Genomic DNA, 17,890 nt, shown 5'->3' with positions numbered 1-17,890 from the left:
TTACGCTTGATCCAGCTCGAATGCCTTGTGTAGGGCACGCACGGCGAGTTCGACGTATTTTTCGTCGATCACGACCGAGGTCTTGATTTCCGAGGTGGAGATCATCTTGATGTTGATGCCCTCTTCGCTCAGCGCGCGGAACATCTTGCTGGCGACGCCAACGTGGCTGCGCATGCCGATGCCGACGATGGAGACCTTGGCGATCTTGGTGTCGCCGACGACTTCCTGGGCGCCGAGCTTGGGCAGCACTTTGTCCTTGAGCAGGTCGATGGTGCGCTGGTAGTCGTTGCGGTTCACCGTGAAGCTGAAGTCGGTCTTGCCGTCCTTGCTCAGGTTCTGGATGATCACGTCCACGTCGATGTTGGCTTCTGCCACTTCGCCCAGAATCTGGTAGGCGATGCCGGGGGTGTCGGGCACGCCGAGCACGGAAATCTTGGCTTCGTCGCGGGTGAAAGCGATGCCGGAAACGACAGCTTTTTCCATTTTTTCGTCTTCCTCAAAAGTGATCAGCGTGCCGGATACGGCCTCTTCGTTGACGTCGATGTCCACGGGCGTGAAGCTGGAGAGCACGCGCAGCGGCACCTTGTACTTGCCTGCGAATTCGACCGAGCGGATCTGCAGCACCTTGCTGCCGAGGCTCGCCATTTCCAGCATTTCTTCGAAGCTCAGCGTCGTGAGGCGCTTGGCTTCGGGGACCACGCGCGGGTCGGTCGTGTACACGCCGTCCACGTCGGTGTAGATCAGGCATTCGGCCGCCTTCATCGCTGCGGCGATCGCCACTGCGGAGGTGTCCGAGCCGCCACGGCCGAGAGTGGTGATGTTGCCGTCCGGGTCGATGCCCTGGAATCCGGTGACGATCACGACCTTGCCGGCGTCCAGGTCGGCGCGCACGCGCTTGTCGTCGATGGACTCGATGCGGGCCTTGGTGAAGGAGCTGTCGGTGCGCACCGGCACCTGCCAGCCGGCGTAGCTCACCGACTCCAGACCTTCGGCCTGCATGGCGATGGCCACCAGCGCGGACGAAGCCTGTTCGCCAGTGGCGGCCAGCATGTCGAGTTCTCGGTGATAGGCCGTGGAAACGCGCGAGGGAGCCAGCTCTTTGGCCAGGCCCAGCAGGCGGTTGGTTTCACCACTCATGGCGCTGGGCACCACCACCATCTGGTGGCCTGCCCGCGCCCATTTGGCCACGCGCTTGGCGACGTTCTTGATGCGCTCGGGAGAGCCCATCGATGTGCCGCCGTATTTATGAACGATCAGTGCCATGGAATTTTCGGGGTGACGAAACTTTTTTCAATCACGGCGCAAATGGACTGAAGGCTGTTTTGGCGCGCCGACGTTTCGTACAAAAAAGTTGAATCCAAAACCTGTCAATTGTACCAATCGAGCAGGCCGTCGTTTCGTTCGATGAATCCGCGCCCGACTTTGAGGTGAATCCGATGCCCGCGCGTGGTGCATGCGGCGACCTGATCGAGCAGCGCGCCAAGCTGCGCCGCGCTCGGCGTGGTGGCGTGTGCAACACGCAGCCAATGGCGCAGAACGTTCGCCTGCCGCGCGCGGCTCAAGGCCCGCAAAGCCTTGATGGACGGGGGATTGCCGACATTCAGCAGATCCTGATCGGCCAATTCCTGCAGCAGTTCTGCCGCCTGCGCGGCATGCTCGGCGCTGCGCGCGAAGGTGTCGCGAAACTGCGGAAACACGCTCTCGAGCGTGGGCAACACATGCCTTCTGATGCGGTTGCGGGTGTAGCGTTCATCCGCGTTTGTAGGGTCTTCCACCCATTCGGCGTCCCGCTCTTTCAGCCAGCGGCGGATGTCCTCGCCCCCGGTTCGCAGGAGCGGTCGATGCCAGTCCACCCCCGCCCGCGCCCATTGCATCGGCATGGCGGCGATGCCCGCGACCCCCGCGCCGCGCGACAGCGCAAGCATGATGGTTTCGATCTGATCGTCCGCATGCTGAGCAAGCGCGATGGCGCGGACATCACGCGCCTCGCCGAGCATGTCCTCCAGCGCAGCGTATCGCGCCTGACGCGCTGCATCCTCGGGGCTCTGCCCGCTCGCGTGCCTGGCATCGACATGCCGCACCTGGATGGGCACGGCAAGCCGTTCGCACAACGCCCTGCAATGCGCCTCGAAGCCGTCGGCCGCCGTCTGCAGACCATGATGGACATGAAACGCCCACACCTGCCCCGGCCAGTGCGCCGCGCAGGCGATCAGCAAGGCGGTCGAATCCGCACCACCGCTCAGCGCCACAGCCAAGGGCAATTGCGGCCGGAACGACTGGAGGGCGGTTTCGAAAGTGAGGCTCATGGTTTGCTTGGCAGTGCGAGGACAAGGTTAGCACCAACCCTCTCCCGAAAACGCCAACGGCCCCGAAGGGCCGCCGTGCATGGTGTCGGGCGCTTGGTGGCCCGAACCGGTGAACGATCAGGCGTTTTCCGCCTTGGTGTCGTTGAAACGGCCATAGCTCTGCACACGTTCGTAGCGACGATCGAGCAGTTCCTTGGTCTTGAGGTCGGAGAGCTGGCGGTAGGCGTCGCCGAGCGCGCGCTTGAGGAACGAGGCCATCTGCTTGTGGTCGCGGTGCGCACCACCCACGGGCTCGTTGACGATCTTGTCGACCAGACCCAGCGCCTTCAGGCGGTGGGCGGTGATGCCCATGGCATCGGCCGCGTCCTGCGCCTTGTCGCTGGTCTTCCAGAGAATCGACGCGCAGCCTTCCGGGCTGATCACCGAATAGACCGAGTACTGCAGCATGATGACCTGGTCGGCCACGGCAATGGCCAGCGCGCCACCGGAGCCGCCCTCACCGATCACGGTGGTGATGATGGGCACTTCCAGTTGCGCCATCTCGAAGATGTTGCGGCCGATGGCTTCGGACTGGCCGCGCTCTTCCGCGTCGATGCCGGGATACGCACCGGGCGTGTCCACGAAGGTGAACACCGGCAGCTTGAACTTCTCGGCGGTCTTCATCAGGCGCAGCGCCTTGCGATAACCCTCGGGACGGCTCATGCCGAAGTTGCGCGCAGCGCGCTCCTTGGTGTCGCGGCCCTTTTGCTGGCCCAGCACCATGCAGGGATGTCCGTTGAAGCGGGCCAGACCGCCGACGATGGACAGGTCGTCCGCGAAGTGGCGGTCACCGTGCAGCTCGACGAAATCGGTGAAGATCTCGCGCACGTAGTCCATGGTGTAGGGGCGCTCGGGATGGCGCGCGATCTTGGTGATCTGCCACGGGGTCAGGTCACTGTAGATATCCTTGGTGAGCTGATGGCTCTTCTTGCTGAGCTGGTCGATCTCTTCGGAGATGTCCACTGCGCTTTCGTTCTGAACATAGCGCAACTCGTCGATCTTGGACTCCAGCTCCGCGATGGGTTGCTCGAAGTCCAGAAATGTTTTTTTAGCCAACGTAATTCTCCTTGGGCGCTTGTCTGCCCCAATTGCCCGATTTCTCGGCGCGCACGCGATTAAGGCGCGTCTGCGCGAAATTTGCAACTGTTTGCATCAATGATCGATGTTCGGTTTTTGGACGATCAGCACTGCACAGGCATCGGAGCAAGCGATCTCCAAATATACCAACTTGCAACACTGCACCACGGCTTCCACGCCTCGGCGACCTCGCGGGCATCGCTGCGGCTGACCGGCTCCCCCGAGAAATACTGGTTGCTGATACCTTGCAGAAGTGTAGGGTCATCGAGCGGCATCACGTTCGGACGGCCCAGATGAAACAAAAGAAACATGTCCGCAGTCCAGCGGCTGATGCCTCGGATGGCGACCAGCTCATCGACGATGGCTTCATCGGTCATGCCGTCCCACTCGCCCACATGCAGGCGGCCGCTGTCGAAATGCAGCGCGAGGTCGACAAGGTATTCCACCTTGCGCGCGGAAAGACCTGCAGCGCGCATGTCGTCCACCTTGAGACGCAGCACGTTGCCGGGCGTCATCTCGGTGGGCAGCAACGCGAATTTCTCCCAGACCCGCTGCGCCGACGCCACCGCCACCTGCTGGCCGACGATGCTGCGCGCAAGCGTCGTGAACGCGTCACCGCGCAGCGTCAGCGAGACATTGCCGAGCTCCGGAATCAGGCGGCGCATCACGCGATCCTTCTTCATCAGATGCTTGCAGGCCTCCTGCCAGTAACTGGGCGGCTGCAGATTCGGCGCACTGTCGTCGCCCGTTTTCTTGATCGTCGCCATGACTCAATACTCCCGCACCAGGTTCGGTTGCGGAAGCAAGACCGGACACTCACGGGCGGGCATCGCGCACCCGCCCCGGTTCAACTTCCATTTGCCGGACAGATCGATCACTGAGCGGCCTCCCAGGTCGTGCCGGTCGCCGAGTCCTTGAGGACGACGCCCTGCTCCAGCAGTTCCTTGCGGATCCGATCGGCCTCGCCCCAGTTCTTGGCGGCCTTGGCAGCGGCGCGCGCCTCGATCTGCACCGCGATGGCCGCGGCATCCAGACCCGATGCACCCGCACCCGCCTGCAGAAAACGCTGTGGATCGTCCTGCAGCAGGCCGAGAAAACCACCCAGCGCCCGCAGCAGGCCGGCCGCCTCGGGCGACTTGCCTCGATTGACCTCACCCGCCAGATCGAACAGCACGGCGATGGCTTCGGGCGTGCCGAAGTCCTCGTCCATCGCCGCACGGAATCGCGCAGCGTAGGCATCGTTCCAGTCCACCTCAACATCGGCGGCTGGCACCAGGCTCAGCGCGGTGTAGAGGCGCTTGAGCGCGTTGCGTGCATCATCCAGATGCACGTCGCTGTAATTCAGCGGGCTGCGGTAATGGGCGCGCACGACGAAGAAACGCACGGTCTCCGCGTCGTATTCCTTGAGCACATCGCGGATCGTGAAGAAGTTGCCCAGCGACTTGGACATCTTCTCGTTGTCCACGTTGATGAAGCCGTTGTGCATCCACACCTTCGCAAGCGGCTTGCCGTGGGCACCCTCGCTCTGCGCGATCTCGTTTTCGTGGTGCGGGAACTGCAGGTCGGCACCGCCGGCATGGATGTCGAAGGTCTCGCCCAGCAGCGCGCAACCCATGGCCGAGCACTCGATGTGCCAGCCGGGGCGGCCTAGGCCGTAGGTGCCGTTCCACTTGGCGTCGTCAGGCTCGGTCGGCTTGGCGCTCTTCCAGAGCACGAAGTCCAGCGGATCTTCCTTGCCGTCGAGCACGGCCACGCGCTCGCCCGCATGCAGCTCGTCCAGCGATTTGCCCGAGAGCTTGCCGTAGCCGGGGAACTTGCGCACGGCGTAGTTCACGTCACCGCTCTCGGTGCGATAGGCAAGCCCCTTGCCCTCGAGCTTGCCAATGATGTCCAGCATCTGCGGAACATAGTCGGTCGCGCGCGGCTCGTGCGTCGGGCGTTCGATGCCGAGCGCGTCGGCGTCCTGATGCAGCGCATCAATCATGCGATCGGTCAGGCTGCGGATCGCCTCGCCATTCTCCAGCGCGCGCCGGATGATCTTGTCATCGATGTCGGTGATGTTGCGCACATAGGTCACGCCGAGGCCGCTCGCGCGCAGCCAGCGCTGCACGATGTCGAACGCCACCATCGAGCGGGCGTGGCCCAGGTGGCAGAGGTCGTACACCGTCATGCCGCACACATACATGCGCACATGACCGGGTTCCAACGGGGAAAACTCCTCCAGCGCACGCGACAGCGTGTTGTAGATTCGCAAGCTCATGGGATCAAAAAGTAAGTCTGGATGCAGCTTCACCTGCACCGGCGGCAGGCTTCAGCAGGGTACGGCGCTCTGGAAACGCCCGCGATATAAGCAGTGACAACAGCACACAGGCATGGCACACCCCTCAGCTACAATTCGTCGCAGTATAAGCCCGCGCCGTATTCTCGCGGGTCTCCTCAGTCTTTCCCGAACCCATGAACTCAGCACGCTCCACTGCCTTTTCCCTTCTGCGCGCGGCCATCGTGGCCTGCGCCATTGGCGTCGTCGGTGCGTCGTGGGCGCACGCGGAAGACTACTCGGCCATCACCACGCTGCTCAAGCAAAAGAAGCCCGAACAGGCACTCACGGCCGTGGACAAGCGCATCGAAACCACGCCACGCGATCCGCAACTGCTGTTCCTGCGCGGCGTCGCGCAGACCGATCTTGGCAAGACCAGCGAAGCCATCGAGACCTTCACCAACCTCACCCAGCTCTATCCCGAGCTGCCCGAGCCCTACAACAACCTCGCCGTGCTGCACGCCAAGCAGAACGAGCTTGAGAAAGCCCGCCGCGCGCTTGAAATGGCCGTGCGCGGCAACCCCAACTACGCCGTCGCCTACGAGAATCTGGGCGACATCTACGCCCGTCTGGCCGCCGAGTCGTACGACAAGGCCCAGCGCCTCGATGGCCGCATGACGCCCTCCGTGGCCCCCAAGCTCACGCTGCTGCGCCAGTTGTTCGATGGCCGTGCAAACACCGGCAAAAAGTAGGCCTTCCTTCTTCATTCAAGCTGCTCGCGGCATGTGGGACCGGCCCACGTCGTCCAGGCCGCGATCTCCGGCACCGATCACCACCTTCCCTTTCCATCTCAAGGAGTGAATCCATGTTCTCCCGTCGCAACTCCCTGCTGAGCATTGCAGGCCTTGCCGCTGCCGCACTGATCGGCTCCGCTCCCGCCCTCGCTCAAGACGCAGCGCCCAAGGTCAAGCTCACCACCTCGATGGGCGAGATCGTCGTGCAGCTCGAGCCCGCCAAGGCCCCCAAGACCGTGGACAACTTCCTCATGTACGTGAAGGACAAGCACTACGACGGCACGATCTTTCACCGCGTGATGGACGGCTTCATGATCCAGGGCGGCGGCTTCACCGCAGACATGCAGCAGAAGGCCACCAAGCCCCCCGTTCCGCTGGAAGCCAGCAACGGCCTCAAGAACGACAAATACACCATCGCCATGGCGCGCACCGGCAACCCGAACTCGGCCACCTCGCAGTTCTTCATCAACGTGAAGAACAACGACAGCCTCAACGCCCCCAACCCCGACGGCTACGGCTACACGGTGTTCGGCAAGGTCGTGAGCGGCACCGAAGTGGTCGACAAGATCAAGGCCGTGGCCACCGGCAACAAGGGCGGACACCAGAATGTGCCCACAACACCCGTGGTGATCGAATCCGCCACTCTGGTGAAGTAAGCTCGCGTTCTTTGCTCCAGAGCATCCCTGCAACCCTCTTCGAAAGAATTTCACATCATGAGCAACCCACAAGTTGAAATGACCATCGCCGGTCACGGCACCATCACCATCGAACTGGACGCTGAAAAGGCGCCCAAGTCGGCTGAGAACTTCGTGAACTACGTGAAGAAGGGCTTCTACGACGGCACCGTGTTCCACCGCGTGATCAACGGCTTCATGGTGCAGGGCGGCGGCTTCGAGCCCGGCATGCAGCAGAAGTCGACCGACAAGCCGATCGAGAACGAAGCCAACAACGGCCTCAAGAACGACAAGTACACGCTGGCCATGGCCCGCACGAGCGATCCGCACTCCGCCACCGCCCAGTTCTTCATCAACGTCGCCGACAACGGCTTCCTGAACCACACCGCTCCCACCGCACAGGGCTGGGGTTATGCCGTGTTCGGCAAGGTGATCAAGGGGACCGAGATCGTTGACGCGATCAAGGGTGTGAAGACCGGCCGCAAGGGCTTCCACGACGACGTGCCAAAGGATGACGTGGTCATCGAGAAGGCTGTCGTTCTGTAATTTTTTGGTTTTACGAAGCCTTTCGGCTTCGATGGTGCCTCCTTTGGAGGTGCCAAAATGGCCCTTCATGCGTTGTTGCGCTTTCTTGCCGTACGAGAGTACTGTCAGCGAAAGCGACGCCTAGCCTGAAGGGCCATTTTGTCATTGGGGTGCTGATTCAAGCACCATGGGCTTTGCGGTGGCCCGCTGTTTCAATACCGCACTCGCTTTTCATTTTTCCTACATGACCTTGCAGCCGCCCGCCATTTCGGAACTTGTCGCTCCTGCGGACTGGCGCGTCGTGGAATTCATTTCCGATCTGCATCTGCAGCGCGAGGAGCCCGCCACGGTGGCGGCGTTCGGGCGCTATCTGCGGGACTCCACGGCAGATGCGGTCTTCATGCTGGGCGATCTGTTCGAGGTCTGGGTGGGCGACGACAGCCTCGACGAAGCGGGCAGCTTCGAGGCCGAGTGCTGTGCGGCGATCGCGCAGGCAGCCAAGGAACGGCCGCTGTTCTTCATGCATGGCAATCGCGACTTTCTGGTCGGGCCACATTTTGCGGGGAGCACCGGCGTGCGGCTGCTTCAGGATCCCACCGTGCTGGACTTCGCAGGCGATCGCTGGCTGTTGAGCCATGGCGACGCGCTGTGTCTTGATGACGTCGAGTACCAGAAGTTTCGGGCCGTGGCCCGCAATCCTCAGTGGCAAGCGCAGCTGCTGTCCCTGCCGCTGGCCGCGCGCCGCGCCCAAGGCAAGAGCGCACGCGCGCAGAGCGAGGCGCGCAAGCACTCGCCCGAGGCCTTCTACGGTGATGTGGACACCGCCATGGCCTTGCAATGGCTGGCCGCAGCCGGCAGCCGCACGTTGATCCACGGCCACACGCACCGGCCTGCGGAGCATGTGCTGCGCGGCGAAGACGGCACGCAGGCCAGACGCGTCGTTCTCTCCGATTGGGATCTCGCCGCCTCGCCGCCTCGCGCCGAAGTCATGCGACTTTCGAGCGAGGGCTTGGAACGCGTGCCCCTCGCCCCCATGTAGGGCGAATGCCGCCCACCGCCATCACCCGATTCCTGCGCCGCGCCACCAACGGCCTGCTCTCCAAGATTGCGCCCGTTCCGGAGATCCCGGCCGAGCTGTGGCTGCAGACCGTGCGGCAATATCCGTTTCTCGCGGCGCTGCCCATCGAGGACCAATCCAAGCTGCGCGCCCTGAGCGCCCTCTTCCTGCAGCAAAAGGAATTCACCGGCGCGCACGGCATGGAGGTGACCGACGCCATGGCGCTCGCCATCGCCGCGCAGGCCTGCCTGCCGCTGCTGCACTGGGGCGATGCGGCCAAGGCGCTGGATTGGTATGACGATTTCATCGGCATCGTCGTGCATCCCGCGGAAGCCGTTGCGCCGCGGCAGAGCACCGACGCGGCGGGCGTCACCCACCACTACAAACAGGTGCTGCTGGGCGAGGCCATGGAGCGCGGCCCCGTCATGCTGGCCTGGCCCGCCGTCGAGAGCGCCGGGCACGACCCCGAGGATGCGAGCAGCGTGGTGATCCATGAGTTCATCCACAAGATCGACATGAAGGACGGCGCGGTCAACGGCCGCCCGCCATTGCAGCTCGGCTTCGCGGGAACCAGCACCGCCGCCGAAGCACGCAGGCTCTGGGCCGATTCATGGAACAGCGCCTACGAGGGCTTCCGCGAAAAGGTCATCATCGCCCAGCGATTCGGCGGCGAGCGCCCCTGGCTCAACAGCTACGGAGCCACCGCGCCCGAGGAGTTCTTCGCCGTGGCCTGCGAGGCCTATTTCGTGCACCGCAGCCGATTCGCGCAGGAGTTTCCAACGCTCACACCGCTGCTCGACGCATTCTTCAAACGCCCGAACGCAGCAGCGTGACGGACACGAGGTCCGTCATGCGATGACGCCAAACACTTCCCGAAGCGCATCCAACTGACGCGGCCCAAGCAAGAGCAGCCGCGCAAGGGCCGCCCCGCCGCGCTGGCTGCGCCCCCGCCCGAAACGCAACGCGCCTCGAAAGCGGAGGAAAGCGCGAAGCGCCACAGGGGGTCTACTTACCCCACCCACGTGCCGAGCGCCACGCCATCGCGCCCCGGATCGGCACCGCCGCGCAGCCCGCCAGCGGTGATCTGCACGCCGTGCACCCAGCCGATGGTGTAGTTGTACGGGTTGCGACCCACCTCGTAACCTTGCGCCTGCAACTCGCGCGTAATGAAATGCGGAATGCGGTTGCACACGTCGATGGAATTGCTGGTCGACGAGAAACGCGGTGCGGAAATCGCCTCCTGCATGCCCATGCCGTGGTCGATCATGTTGAGCAGCACATGCAGCACCCCCATCGCGATCTGCGTGCCCCCCGGTGCGCCGAGCACGATCTCGGGCTTGCTGTCCTTGTCGAAAACGATGGTCGGGCAAGCCGACGAAAACCGGCTCTTGCCCGGCTGAATGCTGCCCGCACGTCCCGGACGCGGATCGAACACCCCCATGCAGCCGTTGTAGTAAAAGCCCATGCCCGGCGTGATGATGCCCGAGGGCATCGCCAGCGAATGGGTGAGCGACACGCAGTTGCCATCGCCATCGACCACACTCAGATGCGTCGTGTCCTTGGGCACCGGCGCGCCCGGATTCACCCGAGTCACCTCAAACCGCTTGCCTGAGCGAATCTCCGCCGCGATCTCCGCCGCGCGCTCCTTGGACAGCAGCACGTCCAGCGGCACATCGACGAACGCAGGATCACCGATGTAGCGGTCCTTGTCGGACGTGGCCTTTTTCATCGCCTCGCTCACGAGCTTGAGATAGTCGACGCTGCCATGCTCCATCGCGCCCAGGTCGAACTGCTCGAGAATGTTCAGCATCTCCAGCAGCATCGCGCCACCGCCCGGTGGCTGGTTCGTCGTGATCGTGCGATCGCGGTACTTGCCCACCAGCGGCTTCACCCGCTTGACCGCGCACTGCCTCAGATCGTCCATCGACAGCAGCCCGCCAAGCGACTGCAGATGCTCAATCATCGAGCGCGCCAGATCGCCTTCATAAAACGGCGCGATACCTTCCGCAGCGATCTGCGAGAGCACATTCGCCATGTCTTCGTTGACCAGCTTCGTGCCTATCAGCTTGGGCGACCCGTCCTCGCTGCAATACAGCCGGCGCGCCTCTTCGCAATACTGCAGCCGCGCCAGATTGCTCACCCGCCCCGCGAGCGGCTTGTCGATCCAGAACGAATACATCCCAGGTCGCACGATGCACCCTTCGCGTGCCCAGCGGATGGCGGGCTCGACGACGGCGCTCCAAGGCAAACGGCCATGCGCCGCATGCATCTCGAACAGCCCCTTGAGCGTGGCCGGCACGCCGATCGACTGCGGTCCGATGTCGTTCACTGCACCCTTCAGAATGAAACCAAACCCGTCTTTGGTTTCACCTTCCAGCAATGCCTCCCACATGTCCTCGCGCGCAGCCAGCGGCGCGGGCGAGTGGAAGTCGAAGTATTCATGGACCGACTTGCCCGGCATGTAGACCGCCGCCGTACCGAAGCCAGCGATGCCGCACATCAGCGGATCGACCACGGTCTGCGCCAGCGCGCAAGCCACCGCCGCGTCCACGGCGTTGCCCCCTGCGTTCAAAATCTCGATCCCCGACTCCGCCGCCTCCGGCTGAGCACAAGAAACCATAGCCTGCTTTTTCGTTATCGGGCTCATTTCGTTCTCTCTTGCTTCTTTGGTGAATTTGCTTTCGTGACGGATTTTGTTTTTTGGTTGATTTGAGAGTCTTCGTATTGGGGTGACGATATAGGCCCTCATGCTTTGTTGCCAAGCCTTGCCGTACGAGAGTACTGTCTGCGGCTTGGCGTCGCGCCTGAGGGCCTATCTCGTCATTGTGGTCAATGATTCAAACGCCCCTGCTCTGCATAGCCAGTGGTTTGAATCCAATACCGACTCACTCTTGCGTGTTCAGCATCTCGCGAGTCGCGAGATGCAGCACGAGCGAAGCAAAGTGCCGAACACACCTCTTCAGGTCTGATTTCCGGCGGTTGTCCGAGCAGAGTGACGAAGGAACGCCGCGAGTTCCGCCGGAGGTATTGAAAGCGCGTTTTTGGTTACTTTTTGCGCGCCGAGCAAAAAGTGACTCCGCCGCCGGGCGGAACTCCCGGCCCCCGCCCTCAACCAACCACAACATCAAAAGCCAACCAACAAAAAACTCACTTGCTACTCAAATTCAAAGAATTCAAAGTAGGCCCCCAAGCTGCCGTATCCCGCTTGGTCACTTCCATCACCTGCGAAGCCGCCCCCGCCATGGGGATCACCATCATGGCGCGAAGCTTCTCCTGCACCTCAGGACTGTTATGGAACGCCTTGGTGGCCTCGTTCAGCTTGTTGACGATGGCAGCCGGCGTACCCGCCTTGGTGACGATGCCGCTCCATCCCATGTAATCAAAATCCTTCACCCCCAGCTCATTGGCCGCCGGCACGTCCGGCAACTCGGCCAGACGCTTGGGAGCGAGCACGACAAGCGGCACCACCTTCTTGGCCTTGATGTGCGGGAGCGCCGTGCCCACGACGGGCGCCATCACCTGGGTCTGGCCGCCGATGGTGGCCATCACGCCGTCAGGCTCGCCCTTGAAGGGAACGTGCACCATCGATACGCCGAGCTTCTTCTGCAGCAGTTCGACCGCGAGCTGGGTCGAGTTGCCCAGACCTGCAGAAGCAAAGTTCAGCTTGTCCGGATGGGCCTTGGCGTACTTCACCAGATCATCGAGCGACTTGAAACCCGTCTCCGGATTGACCACGAGCACAAACGGCACGGTGGTCAGCATACCCACGCCGGTGAAGTCCTTTTCGGGATCGTAGGGCAGCGGCTTGTAGGTGAACTTGTTGAGCACCATCTGCGAGACGCCGCCGAACATCAGCGTGTAGCCGTCCGCTGGCTGGCTGAGCGCCTGCTGCGCCGCGATGATGCCGCCCGCGCCGGGCTTGTTCTCCACGACGATGCTGCCGCCGATCGCCTTGCCCGCGTGCTCGGCCCACAGGCGAGCCACGGTGTCGGAGCTGCCGCCCGCCTGCTGCGAGACGATCAGGCGAACGGGACGGTTCGGGTAACCGGACGCTGCGTCCTGCGCCATCACGGGGGTCTGCGCAAGCAGCCCCACGGTCCATACCGACGCCACGATTTTGGCGATGCAGAAATGTTTCTTCATACTCACGAATCCTGTTAGGTCAATCAGCAGCGTCGTGCTGGAAAACCGCATTATTTGCGTGACATCGCCGTTACACCAGTGAATTCACAAGATACATGTATTAGTATTTACTCATGATTGAAAAAGACCAGATGGCCTGGGCCCGCCGCCTCAAGGTCAAGCACCTCGAATCCTTTCTGGTCCTCGACGAGGCCGGAACACTCACCGAGGCGGCCTCCCGCATGCACATGACCCAGTCAGCCATGTCGCACTGGCTGGCCGATCTGGAGGAACTGGTCGGCATGCAACTGGTCACGCGGGGACGACGCGTGCAGCTCACGCCCGCCGGCGTGCTGGTCAAGCGCCTTGCGATCAGCGTGCTGGGAGACATCTCCCGCACCCACAAGGAGCTGGGCGCGGTGGCCCAGGGCCTCACTGCACGGCTGCAGATCGGCAGCGTCTGGGCAGGCGTGGCACGCGTCGTGCCGCAGGCGCTCGCGCAATTTCAGGCGCGTTATCCGCACATTTCCGTCTACGTGACGGAAAGCCCATTCACCAATCTGCTCGAGGGACTGGCCAACAAGGAGCTCGACGTGGTCGTCGGATCGCTGGATTCACGGGCCTATCGGGACCAGTTGGAGCACCGTGAGCTGTTTGAAGACAACGTCTGTCTGGTCGTTGGAAAAGCCAGCCGTTTCTGGAACAGCGACGAGAAACCCGTGCACCTTGCCGAACTGCAGCATGACAACTGGATCATGCCGCCCAAGGGCACGCTGATGCGCACGCAGCTCGACACCGCGCTGCTCGACAACGGCTTCTCATGGCTACTGCCCAAGGTGGAAACCGCCGCCATCACCACACTGCAGGCGCTGGTGCACACGGGCGACTACATCGGCGTGTGCTCCGAGGCCATGGCGCAATACCAGGCTGCGCTTGGCAACATGAAGATCCTGCCGCTCGACATGACGATCCGCTTCGGCCCCGTGGGCGTCGTCTGGAACCGCGACAACAACTCCGAGGCCGTGCGCCTGTTCGTCGAACACCTCACGGCATCGATTCCCCGCTGAATCGTCAGCCGCGCTGCGACGTGGCCTCCGCCGCGCGCACGATGCTCTCGGCGTCCACGCCGAAGAACGAACGCAGCGCCGCACGCGTGTCGCTGCGGCCAAAGCCGTCGGTGCCAAGCGTGAGGTAGACACGACCGCTGGGCGCGTAGGCGCGCACGGATTCGGGGACGGCGCGCACATAGTCGGTCGCCGCGATCACCGGCCCGTCGGTGCGGGCGAGCAGTTGCGCGATCCATGGCTGCTCACGGCCCGATTCACCACCCGCCTCGCCGCGCAGCATCCGCTGCTCACAGGCCTGACCATCGCGCGCCAGCTCGCTCCAGCTGGTGACGCTCACCACATCCACCTGCCAGCCACGCGCGGCCAGCGCAGCGGCGGCCTTGCGCACCTCGGTGAAGATTGCGCCCGAGCCAAGCAGCGTCGCGCGTCGGTTCTGCGGCGCCGACGAGTTGCCAATGCGCTCGAGCACATAGCCCCCGCGCAGCACGCCCTGCTCCACGCCCTGCGGCAGATCAGGCTGCGCGTAGTTCTCGTTCATCAGGGTGACGTAGTAGAAAACATCCTTCTGCTCGACCATCATCTCGCGCATGCCGGCGTCCAGAATCACCGCGAGCTCACCCGCATAGGCCGGATCGTAGGCCTTGCAGTTGGGAATCGTCGCGGCGACAAGGTGGCTGCTGCCGTCCTGATGCTGCAGGCCTTCGCCGCCCAGCGTGGTGCGCCCCGACGTCGCGCCCAGCAGAAAGCCGCGTGCACGCTGGTCCGCAGCCGCCCAGATCGCGTCACCCACGCGCTGAAAGCCGAACATCGAGTAATAGATGTAGAACGGCAGCATCGCCATGCCGTGCACGCTGTAGCTGGTAGCCGCGGCCGTCCAGCTCGCGATGGCACCTGCCTCGCTGATGCCTTCCTCGAGAATCTGGCCGTCGAGCGCTTCGCGATAACTCAGCACCGAGCCGATGTCTTCGGGCGCATATTGCTGGCCTACGCTCGAATAGATTCCAACCTGCTTGAACAGATTGGCCATGCCGAAAGTGCGCGCCTCGTCCGCCACGATGGGCACGATGCGCTTGCCGAGCTGGCCGTCCTTGAGCAGCGTGCCCAGCATGCGCACAAAGGCCATGGTGGTGCTCATTTCCTTGCCTTGCGCCTCGAGTGCGAACTGCGCATATTGCGCCATCGGCGGCACGGCAACCGTTTCGCAGGCGGTCTGGCGGCGCGGCAGATAGCCACCGAGGCGGGTGCGCTTGTCGCGCAGATAGCGCATTTCCGCACTGTCTTCGGCCGGTTTGAAGAATTCGAGACTGGTCGCCTGCTCGTCGGTAAGCGGCAGATTGAAGCGGTTGCGGAACTCGATCAGATCGGTCTCCTCGAGCTTCTTCTGGCTGTGCGTGGTCATCTTGCCCTGCCCCGCCGTCCCCATGCCGTAGCCCTTTTTGGTGTGCGCCAGAATCACGGTGGGCTTGCCCGTGGCCTTTGCCGCTGCGGCATAGGCGGCATGGATCTTCACGAGGTCGTGCCCGCCGCGCTTCAAGCGATCGATCTGCTCGTCCGTCATGCCCTGCGCGAGCGCGATGAGCTCCGGGCTCTGGCCGAAAAAATGGTCGCGGTTGTAGCGCCCATCCTTGGCGGCGAAGGTCTGCATCTGTCCATCGACGGTGTTGCCGAGCGTGCGCGCCAGCGTTCCTGTCACATCACGCGCGAACAGCCCATCCCAGTCGCTGCCCCACAGCAGCTTGACCACGTTCCAGCCCGCTCCTGCGAACAGCCGCTCGAGCTCGTCGATCACGCGGCCATTGCCGCGCACCGGTCCGTCAAGGCGCTGCAGATTGCAGTTGACCACCCACACCAGATTGTCGAGCCCTTCGCGCGCGGCCAGCGTCAGCGCGCTCATGCTTTCCGGCTCGTCCATCTCGCCATCGCCGAACACGCCCCAGACCTTGCGCCCCGCGCAATCCAGCAGATTGCGGTGGGTGAGATAACGCATGAAGCGCGCGTGGTAGATGCTGCTGATCGGACCGATGCCCATCGAACCCGTGGGGAACTGCCAGAAGTCCGGCATCAGCCACGGATGCGGATAGCTCGACAGCCCCTGCGCGCGCTCCCCGGGCGCGACGATTTCCTGACGGTAGTGCGCGAGATCGGCCTCGCTGAGATGACCTTCCAGAAACGCCCGCGCATAGACGCCGGGCGCGCTGTGCGGCTGGAAGAACACCAGATCCCCGCGATGGTTCCGCGCATCGTCGCGCGCGTGGAAAAAATGGTTGAAGCCGATCTCGAACAGATCGGCCGCGCTCGCGTAGCTTGCAATGTGCCCACCCAGTTCGCCATAGGCCTTGTTGGCGCGCACCACCATCGCCAGCGCGTTCCAGCGCATGATGGAGGCGAGCTTTTCCTCGACCGCCAGATCGCCAGGGAACACCGGCTGCGACTCGACGCTCACGGTGTTCACATAGGGCGTGTTCAGATCCGGCTGCCAGCCGATGCGCTGCGCACGCGCCATGCGCGCGAGTTCGTCGAGCACAAAGCGCGCACGCTCCGGACCTTCGGTGGCGACCAGCGCCAGAAAGGCTTCGCGCCATTCGGTGGTTTCGTCGGGATTCGCGTCCATGGTGGAGGAGCCAAGTGTCAGGGATGAGAGGGGCAACGCAGCATTCATCTCCGAGACTCTATGAAAAGTCGCGAAGAATGTGATGCCGTTTGCGTCGCAGCCAGCCTATTTTTCAGCACAATATGCCGAGATTGGCAATTTGTGAAGCACATGAAGCTGGACACCACCGATTTACGGATTCTCGCCGAGCTGCAGGCCGATGGCTCGCTCTCCAACGTGGAGCTGGCGCGCCGCGTGCACCTCTCCCCCTCGCCCTGTCTTGCGCGCGTGAAGACGCTCGAAGCCGAGGGCGTGATCGAGCGCTATGTGGCGCTGGTGAGCGCGGCCACGCTCGGTCTGGGCCTGAACGTGTTCATCAGCATCAGCCTCAAGTCCCAGAACAAGGAGGCGCTCGCCGACTTCGAGCGGCGCATCGCCGAACACGACGAGGTGATGGAGTGCTACCTGATGAGCGGCGACTCCGACTACCTCATCCGCGTGGCCCTGCCCGACATCGCCGCGCTGGAACGCTTCATCGTCGAGCAGCTCACGCCGATTGCCGGAATCGAGAAGATCCGCTCGAGCTTCGCGCTCAAGCAAGTGCGCTACAAGACGGCGCTGCCGCTGCCGACACGCTGAAATCAGCGCACGCCGCTGAGTTCAGGCGGCCACCGCGGCGCGCTGCTCCAGCCACCCGGAAAACGCCGACAGCTCGGCCATGCGCAACTCGTGCGCGCCTTCGAACTCGCGGTAGGTGAGCGACAACGGCAGCGCGCTGACCTGCTGACGGATGAACTCGCCATGCGCGATGGGAATCACGGTGTCCTGCAGCCCCTGGCTCACCCAGAGATGCTTGCCCTCGAACGCCGCAGCGGGCGCCATCTGCGTGGCGATCTCGGGCAGCATGCGGCTGTGCAGCGCCATCGCGCCCGCCACCAGCTCAGGGCGTGTGAGCAGCACCGACAGCGCCATGATGCCGCCTTGGCTGAACCCGCCGACGATCACGCGCGACGCTGGCACGCCCAACTGCCTCGCGCTGGGCTCCAGCGTCTGGATCAGCAGGCTGCGGCTGGCGGCCTCCTGCGGATGGTTGATGGTGCGCGACCCATCGGGGTTCACCGAGAAATCAAACCACGCATTGGCATTCGGCCCCATGCGGTAGGGAGCACGCAGACTCAGCACATGGAAGGTCTCGGGCACGTACGGCGCGAGCCCGAACAGATCCTGCTCGTTGCTGCCGACGCCGTGCATCAGCACCAGCAGCCAAGGCTCGGCCACGGAACCGGACGCGGGCCGGTGAAGAAAACTCAAGGGAATATCAAGCATGAATTTCGCGGCCGTCAAGGCCTGCCGTTGAACGTGAAAAAACGATGAAAAAGCGC

The 17,890-nt window shown here is 63.3% G+C and carries 16 protein-coding genes; 7 read left to right on the top strand and 9 right to left on the bottom strand.

Going from position 1 to position 17,890, the window contains the following annotated elements:
- The 5 genes from ISG32_RS15780 to cysS form a co-directional block, all read right to left on the bottom strand.
- A complete protein-coding gene (locus ISG32_RS15780) occupies window positions 1–1,263 on the bottom strand; it encodes an aspartate kinase (protein ID WP_194771991.1) in 1,263 nt (420 codons plus the stop codon).
- 104 nt (window positions 1,264–1,367) lie between these two features.
- Window positions 1,368–2,306 carry a tRNA lysidine(34) synthetase TilS gene (tilS, locus tag ISG32_RS15775; RefSeq protein ID WP_194771990.1) on the bottom strand — a complete coding sequence of 313 codons (939 nt, stop codon included), beginning with the start codon at window positions 2,304–2,306 and terminating at the stop codon, window positions 1,368–1,370.
- A 117-nt stretch (window positions 2,307–2,423) separates the two neighbouring features.
- The gene (locus ISG32_RS15770) at window positions 2,424–3,401 is read right to left on the bottom strand and encodes an acetyl-CoA carboxylase carboxyltransferase subunit alpha (RefSeq protein WP_194771989.1); all 978 of its coding nucleotides are present in this window, start codon (window positions 3,399–3,401) and stop codon (window positions 2,424–2,426) included.
- A 125-nt stretch (window positions 3,402–3,526) separates the two neighbouring features.
- Window positions 3,527–4,189 carry a DNA-3-methyladenine glycosylase family protein gene (locus ISG32_RS15765; RefSeq protein ID WP_194771988.1) on the bottom strand — a complete coding sequence of 221 codons (663 nt, stop codon included), beginning with the start codon at window positions 4,187–4,189 and terminating at the stop codon, window positions 3,527–3,529.
- A 107-nt stretch (window positions 4,190–4,296) separates the two neighbouring features.
- A complete protein-coding gene (gene cysS / locus ISG32_RS15760) occupies window positions 4,297–5,682 on the bottom strand; it encodes a cysteine--tRNA ligase (RefSeq protein WP_194771987.1) in 1,386 nt (461 codons plus the stop codon).
- Between the two features lie 194 nt (window positions 5,683–5,876).
- Between cysS and ISG32_RS15755 the strand changes: the two genes are divergently transcribed.
- From ISG32_RS15755 to ISG32_RS15735, 5 genes are all read left to right on the top strand, one after another.
- Window positions 5,877–6,431, top strand: coding sequence for a tetratricopeptide repeat protein (locus tag ISG32_RS15755; RefSeq protein WP_194771986.1), 555 nt, complete (start codon window positions 5,877–5,879; stop codon window positions 6,429–6,431).
- A gap of 113 nt (window positions 6,432–6,544) precedes the next feature.
- Window positions 6,545–7,129 (top strand): peptidylprolyl isomerase, encoded by a 585-nt coding sequence (locus ISG32_RS15750; protein WP_194771985.1) that lies wholly within the window; start codon window positions 6,545–6,547, stop codon window positions 7,127–7,129.
- 57 nt (window positions 7,130–7,186) lie between these two features.
- Window positions 7,187–7,693 (top strand): peptidylprolyl isomerase, encoded by a 507-nt coding sequence (locus ISG32_RS15745; RefSeq protein ID WP_194771984.1) that lies wholly within the window; start codon window positions 7,187–7,189, stop codon window positions 7,691–7,693.
- A 223-nt stretch (window positions 7,694–7,916) separates the two neighbouring features.
- Window positions 7,917–8,711: a UDP-2,3-diacylglucosamine diphosphatase gene (locus ISG32_RS15740; RefSeq protein WP_194771983.1), complete on the top strand. Its 795-nt coding sequence runs from the start codon at window positions 7,917–7,919 to the stop codon at window positions 8,709–8,711.
- Window positions 8,712–8,716: 5 nt separating this feature from the next.
- On the top strand, window positions 8,717–9,562 hold the full coding sequence (locus ISG32_RS15735) for a M90 family metallopeptidase (RefSeq protein ID WP_194771982.1): 846 nt from the start codon (window positions 8,717–8,719) through the stop codon (window positions 9,560–9,562).
- 176 nt (window positions 9,563–9,738) lie between these two features.
- Here the strand turns inward: ISG32_RS15735 and ggt are convergent, their stop codons facing one another.
- Window positions 9,739–11,349 (bottom strand): gamma-glutamyltransferase, encoded by a 1,611-nt coding sequence (ggt, locus tag ISG32_RS15730; protein WP_194771981.1) that lies wholly within the window; start codon window positions 11,347–11,349, stop codon window positions 9,739–9,741.
- A 527-nt stretch (window positions 11,350–11,876) separates the two neighbouring features.
- The gene (locus ISG32_RS15725) at window positions 11,877–12,872 is read right to left on the bottom strand and encodes a Bug family tripartite tricarboxylate transporter substrate binding protein (RefSeq protein WP_194771980.1); all 996 of its coding nucleotides are present in this window, start codon (window positions 12,870–12,872) and stop codon (window positions 11,877–11,879) included.
- A 113-nt stretch (window positions 12,873–12,985) separates the two neighbouring features.
- Between ISG32_RS15725 and ISG32_RS15720 the strand changes: the two genes are divergently transcribed.
- Window positions 12,986–13,918 (top strand): LysR family transcriptional regulator, encoded by a 933-nt coding sequence (locus tag ISG32_RS15720; RefSeq protein ID WP_194771979.1) that lies wholly within the window; start codon window positions 12,986–12,988, stop codon window positions 13,916–13,918.
- 4 nt (window positions 13,919–13,922) lie between these two features.
- On the opposite strand, the gene mdeB is transcribed toward ISG32_RS15720, so the two are convergent.
- Window positions 13,923–16,577, bottom strand: coding sequence for an alpha-ketoglutarate dehydrogenase (gene mdeB / locus ISG32_RS15715; protein ID WP_194771978.1), 2,655 nt, complete (start codon window positions 16,575–16,577; stop codon window positions 13,923–13,925).
- A 102-nt stretch (window positions 16,578–16,679) separates the two neighbouring features.
- Here mdeB and ISG32_RS15710 point away from each other — a divergent pair, with 102 nt between their 5' ends.
- Entirely contained in the window at window positions 16,680–17,147 is a 468-nt protein-coding gene (locus tag ISG32_RS15710; protein WP_194771977.1) for an Lrp/AsnC family transcriptional regulator, read from the top strand.
- A gap of 21 nt (window positions 17,148–17,168) precedes the next feature.
- On the opposite strand, the gene ISG32_RS15705 is transcribed toward ISG32_RS15710, so the two are convergent.
- A complete protein-coding gene (locus ISG32_RS15705; protein ID WP_194771976.1) occupies window positions 17,169–17,834 on the bottom strand; it encodes an alpha/beta hydrolase in 666 nt (221 codons plus the stop codon).
- Window positions 17,835–17,890 lie beyond the last annotated feature (56 nt).

Origin of the sequence: Diaphorobacter caeni (genome assembly GCF_015354245.1) — a bacterium.
Taxonomy (GTDB): Bacteria; Pseudomonadota; Gammaproteobacteria; order Burkholderiales; family Burkholderiaceae_C; genus Diaphorobacter_A; species Diaphorobacter_A caeni.
This window is presented reverse-complemented; position numbering and strand designations above follow the sequence as displayed.

Excerpts from the sequence above, each read along its gene's own strand:
- ISG32_RS15780 (WP_194771991.1), bottom strand. The coding sequence starts at position 1,263 with ATGGCACTGATCGTTCATAAATACGGCGGCACATCGATGGGCTCTCCC.
- tilS (WP_194771990.1), bottom strand. The coding sequence starts at position 2,306 with ATGAGCCTCACTTTCGAAACCGCCCTCCAGTCGTTCCGGCCGCAATTG.
- ISG32_RS15765 (WP_194771988.1), bottom strand. The coding sequence starts at position 4,189 with ATGGCGACGATCAAGAAAACGGGCGACGACAGTGCGCCGAATCTGCAG.
- cysS (WP_194771987.1), bottom strand. The coding sequence starts at position 5,682 with ATGAGCTTGCGAATCTACAACACGCTGTCGCGTGCGCTGGAGGAGTTT.
- ISG32_RS15755 (WP_194771986.1), top strand. The coding sequence starts at position 5,877 with ATGAACTCAGCACGCTCCACTGCCTTTTCCCTTCTGCGCGCGGCCATC.
- ISG32_RS15750 (WP_194771985.1), top strand. The coding sequence starts at position 6,545 with ATGTTCTCCCGTCGCAACTCCCTGCTGAGCATTGCAGGCCTTGCCGCT.
- ISG32_RS15745 (WP_194771984.1), top strand. The coding sequence starts at position 7,187 with ATGAGCAACCCACAAGTTGAAATGACCATCGCCGGTCACGGCACCATC.
- ISG32_RS15740 (WP_194771983.1), top strand. The coding sequence starts at position 7,917 with ATGACCTTGCAGCCGCCCGCCATTTCGGAACTTGTCGCTCCTGCGGAC.
- ISG32_RS15735 (WP_194771982.1), top strand. The coding sequence starts at position 8,717 with ATGCCGCCCACCGCCATCACCCGATTCCTGCGCCGCGCCACCAACGGC.
- ggt (WP_194771981.1), bottom strand. The coding sequence starts at position 11,349 with ATGGTTTCTTGTGCTCAGCCGGAGGCGGCGGAGTCGGGGATCGAGATT.
- ISG32_RS15725 (WP_194771980.1), bottom strand. The coding sequence starts at position 12,872 with ATGAAGAAACATTTCTGCATCGCCAAAATCGTGGCGTCGGTATGGACC.
- ISG32_RS15720 (WP_194771979.1), top strand. The coding sequence starts at position 12,986 with ATGATTGAAAAAGACCAGATGGCCTGGGCCCGCCGCCTCAAGGTCAAG.
- mdeB (WP_194771978.1), bottom strand. The coding sequence starts at position 16,577 with ATGAATGCTGCGTTGCCCCTCTCATCCCTGACACTTGGCTCCTCCACC.
- ISG32_RS15710 (WP_194771977.1), top strand. The coding sequence starts at position 16,680 with ATGAAGCTGGACACCACCGATTTACGGATTCTCGCCGAGCTGCAGGCC.
- ISG32_RS15705 (WP_194771976.1), bottom strand. The coding sequence starts at position 17,834 with ATGCTTGATATTCCCTTGAGTTTTCTTCACCGGCCCGCGTCCGGTTCC.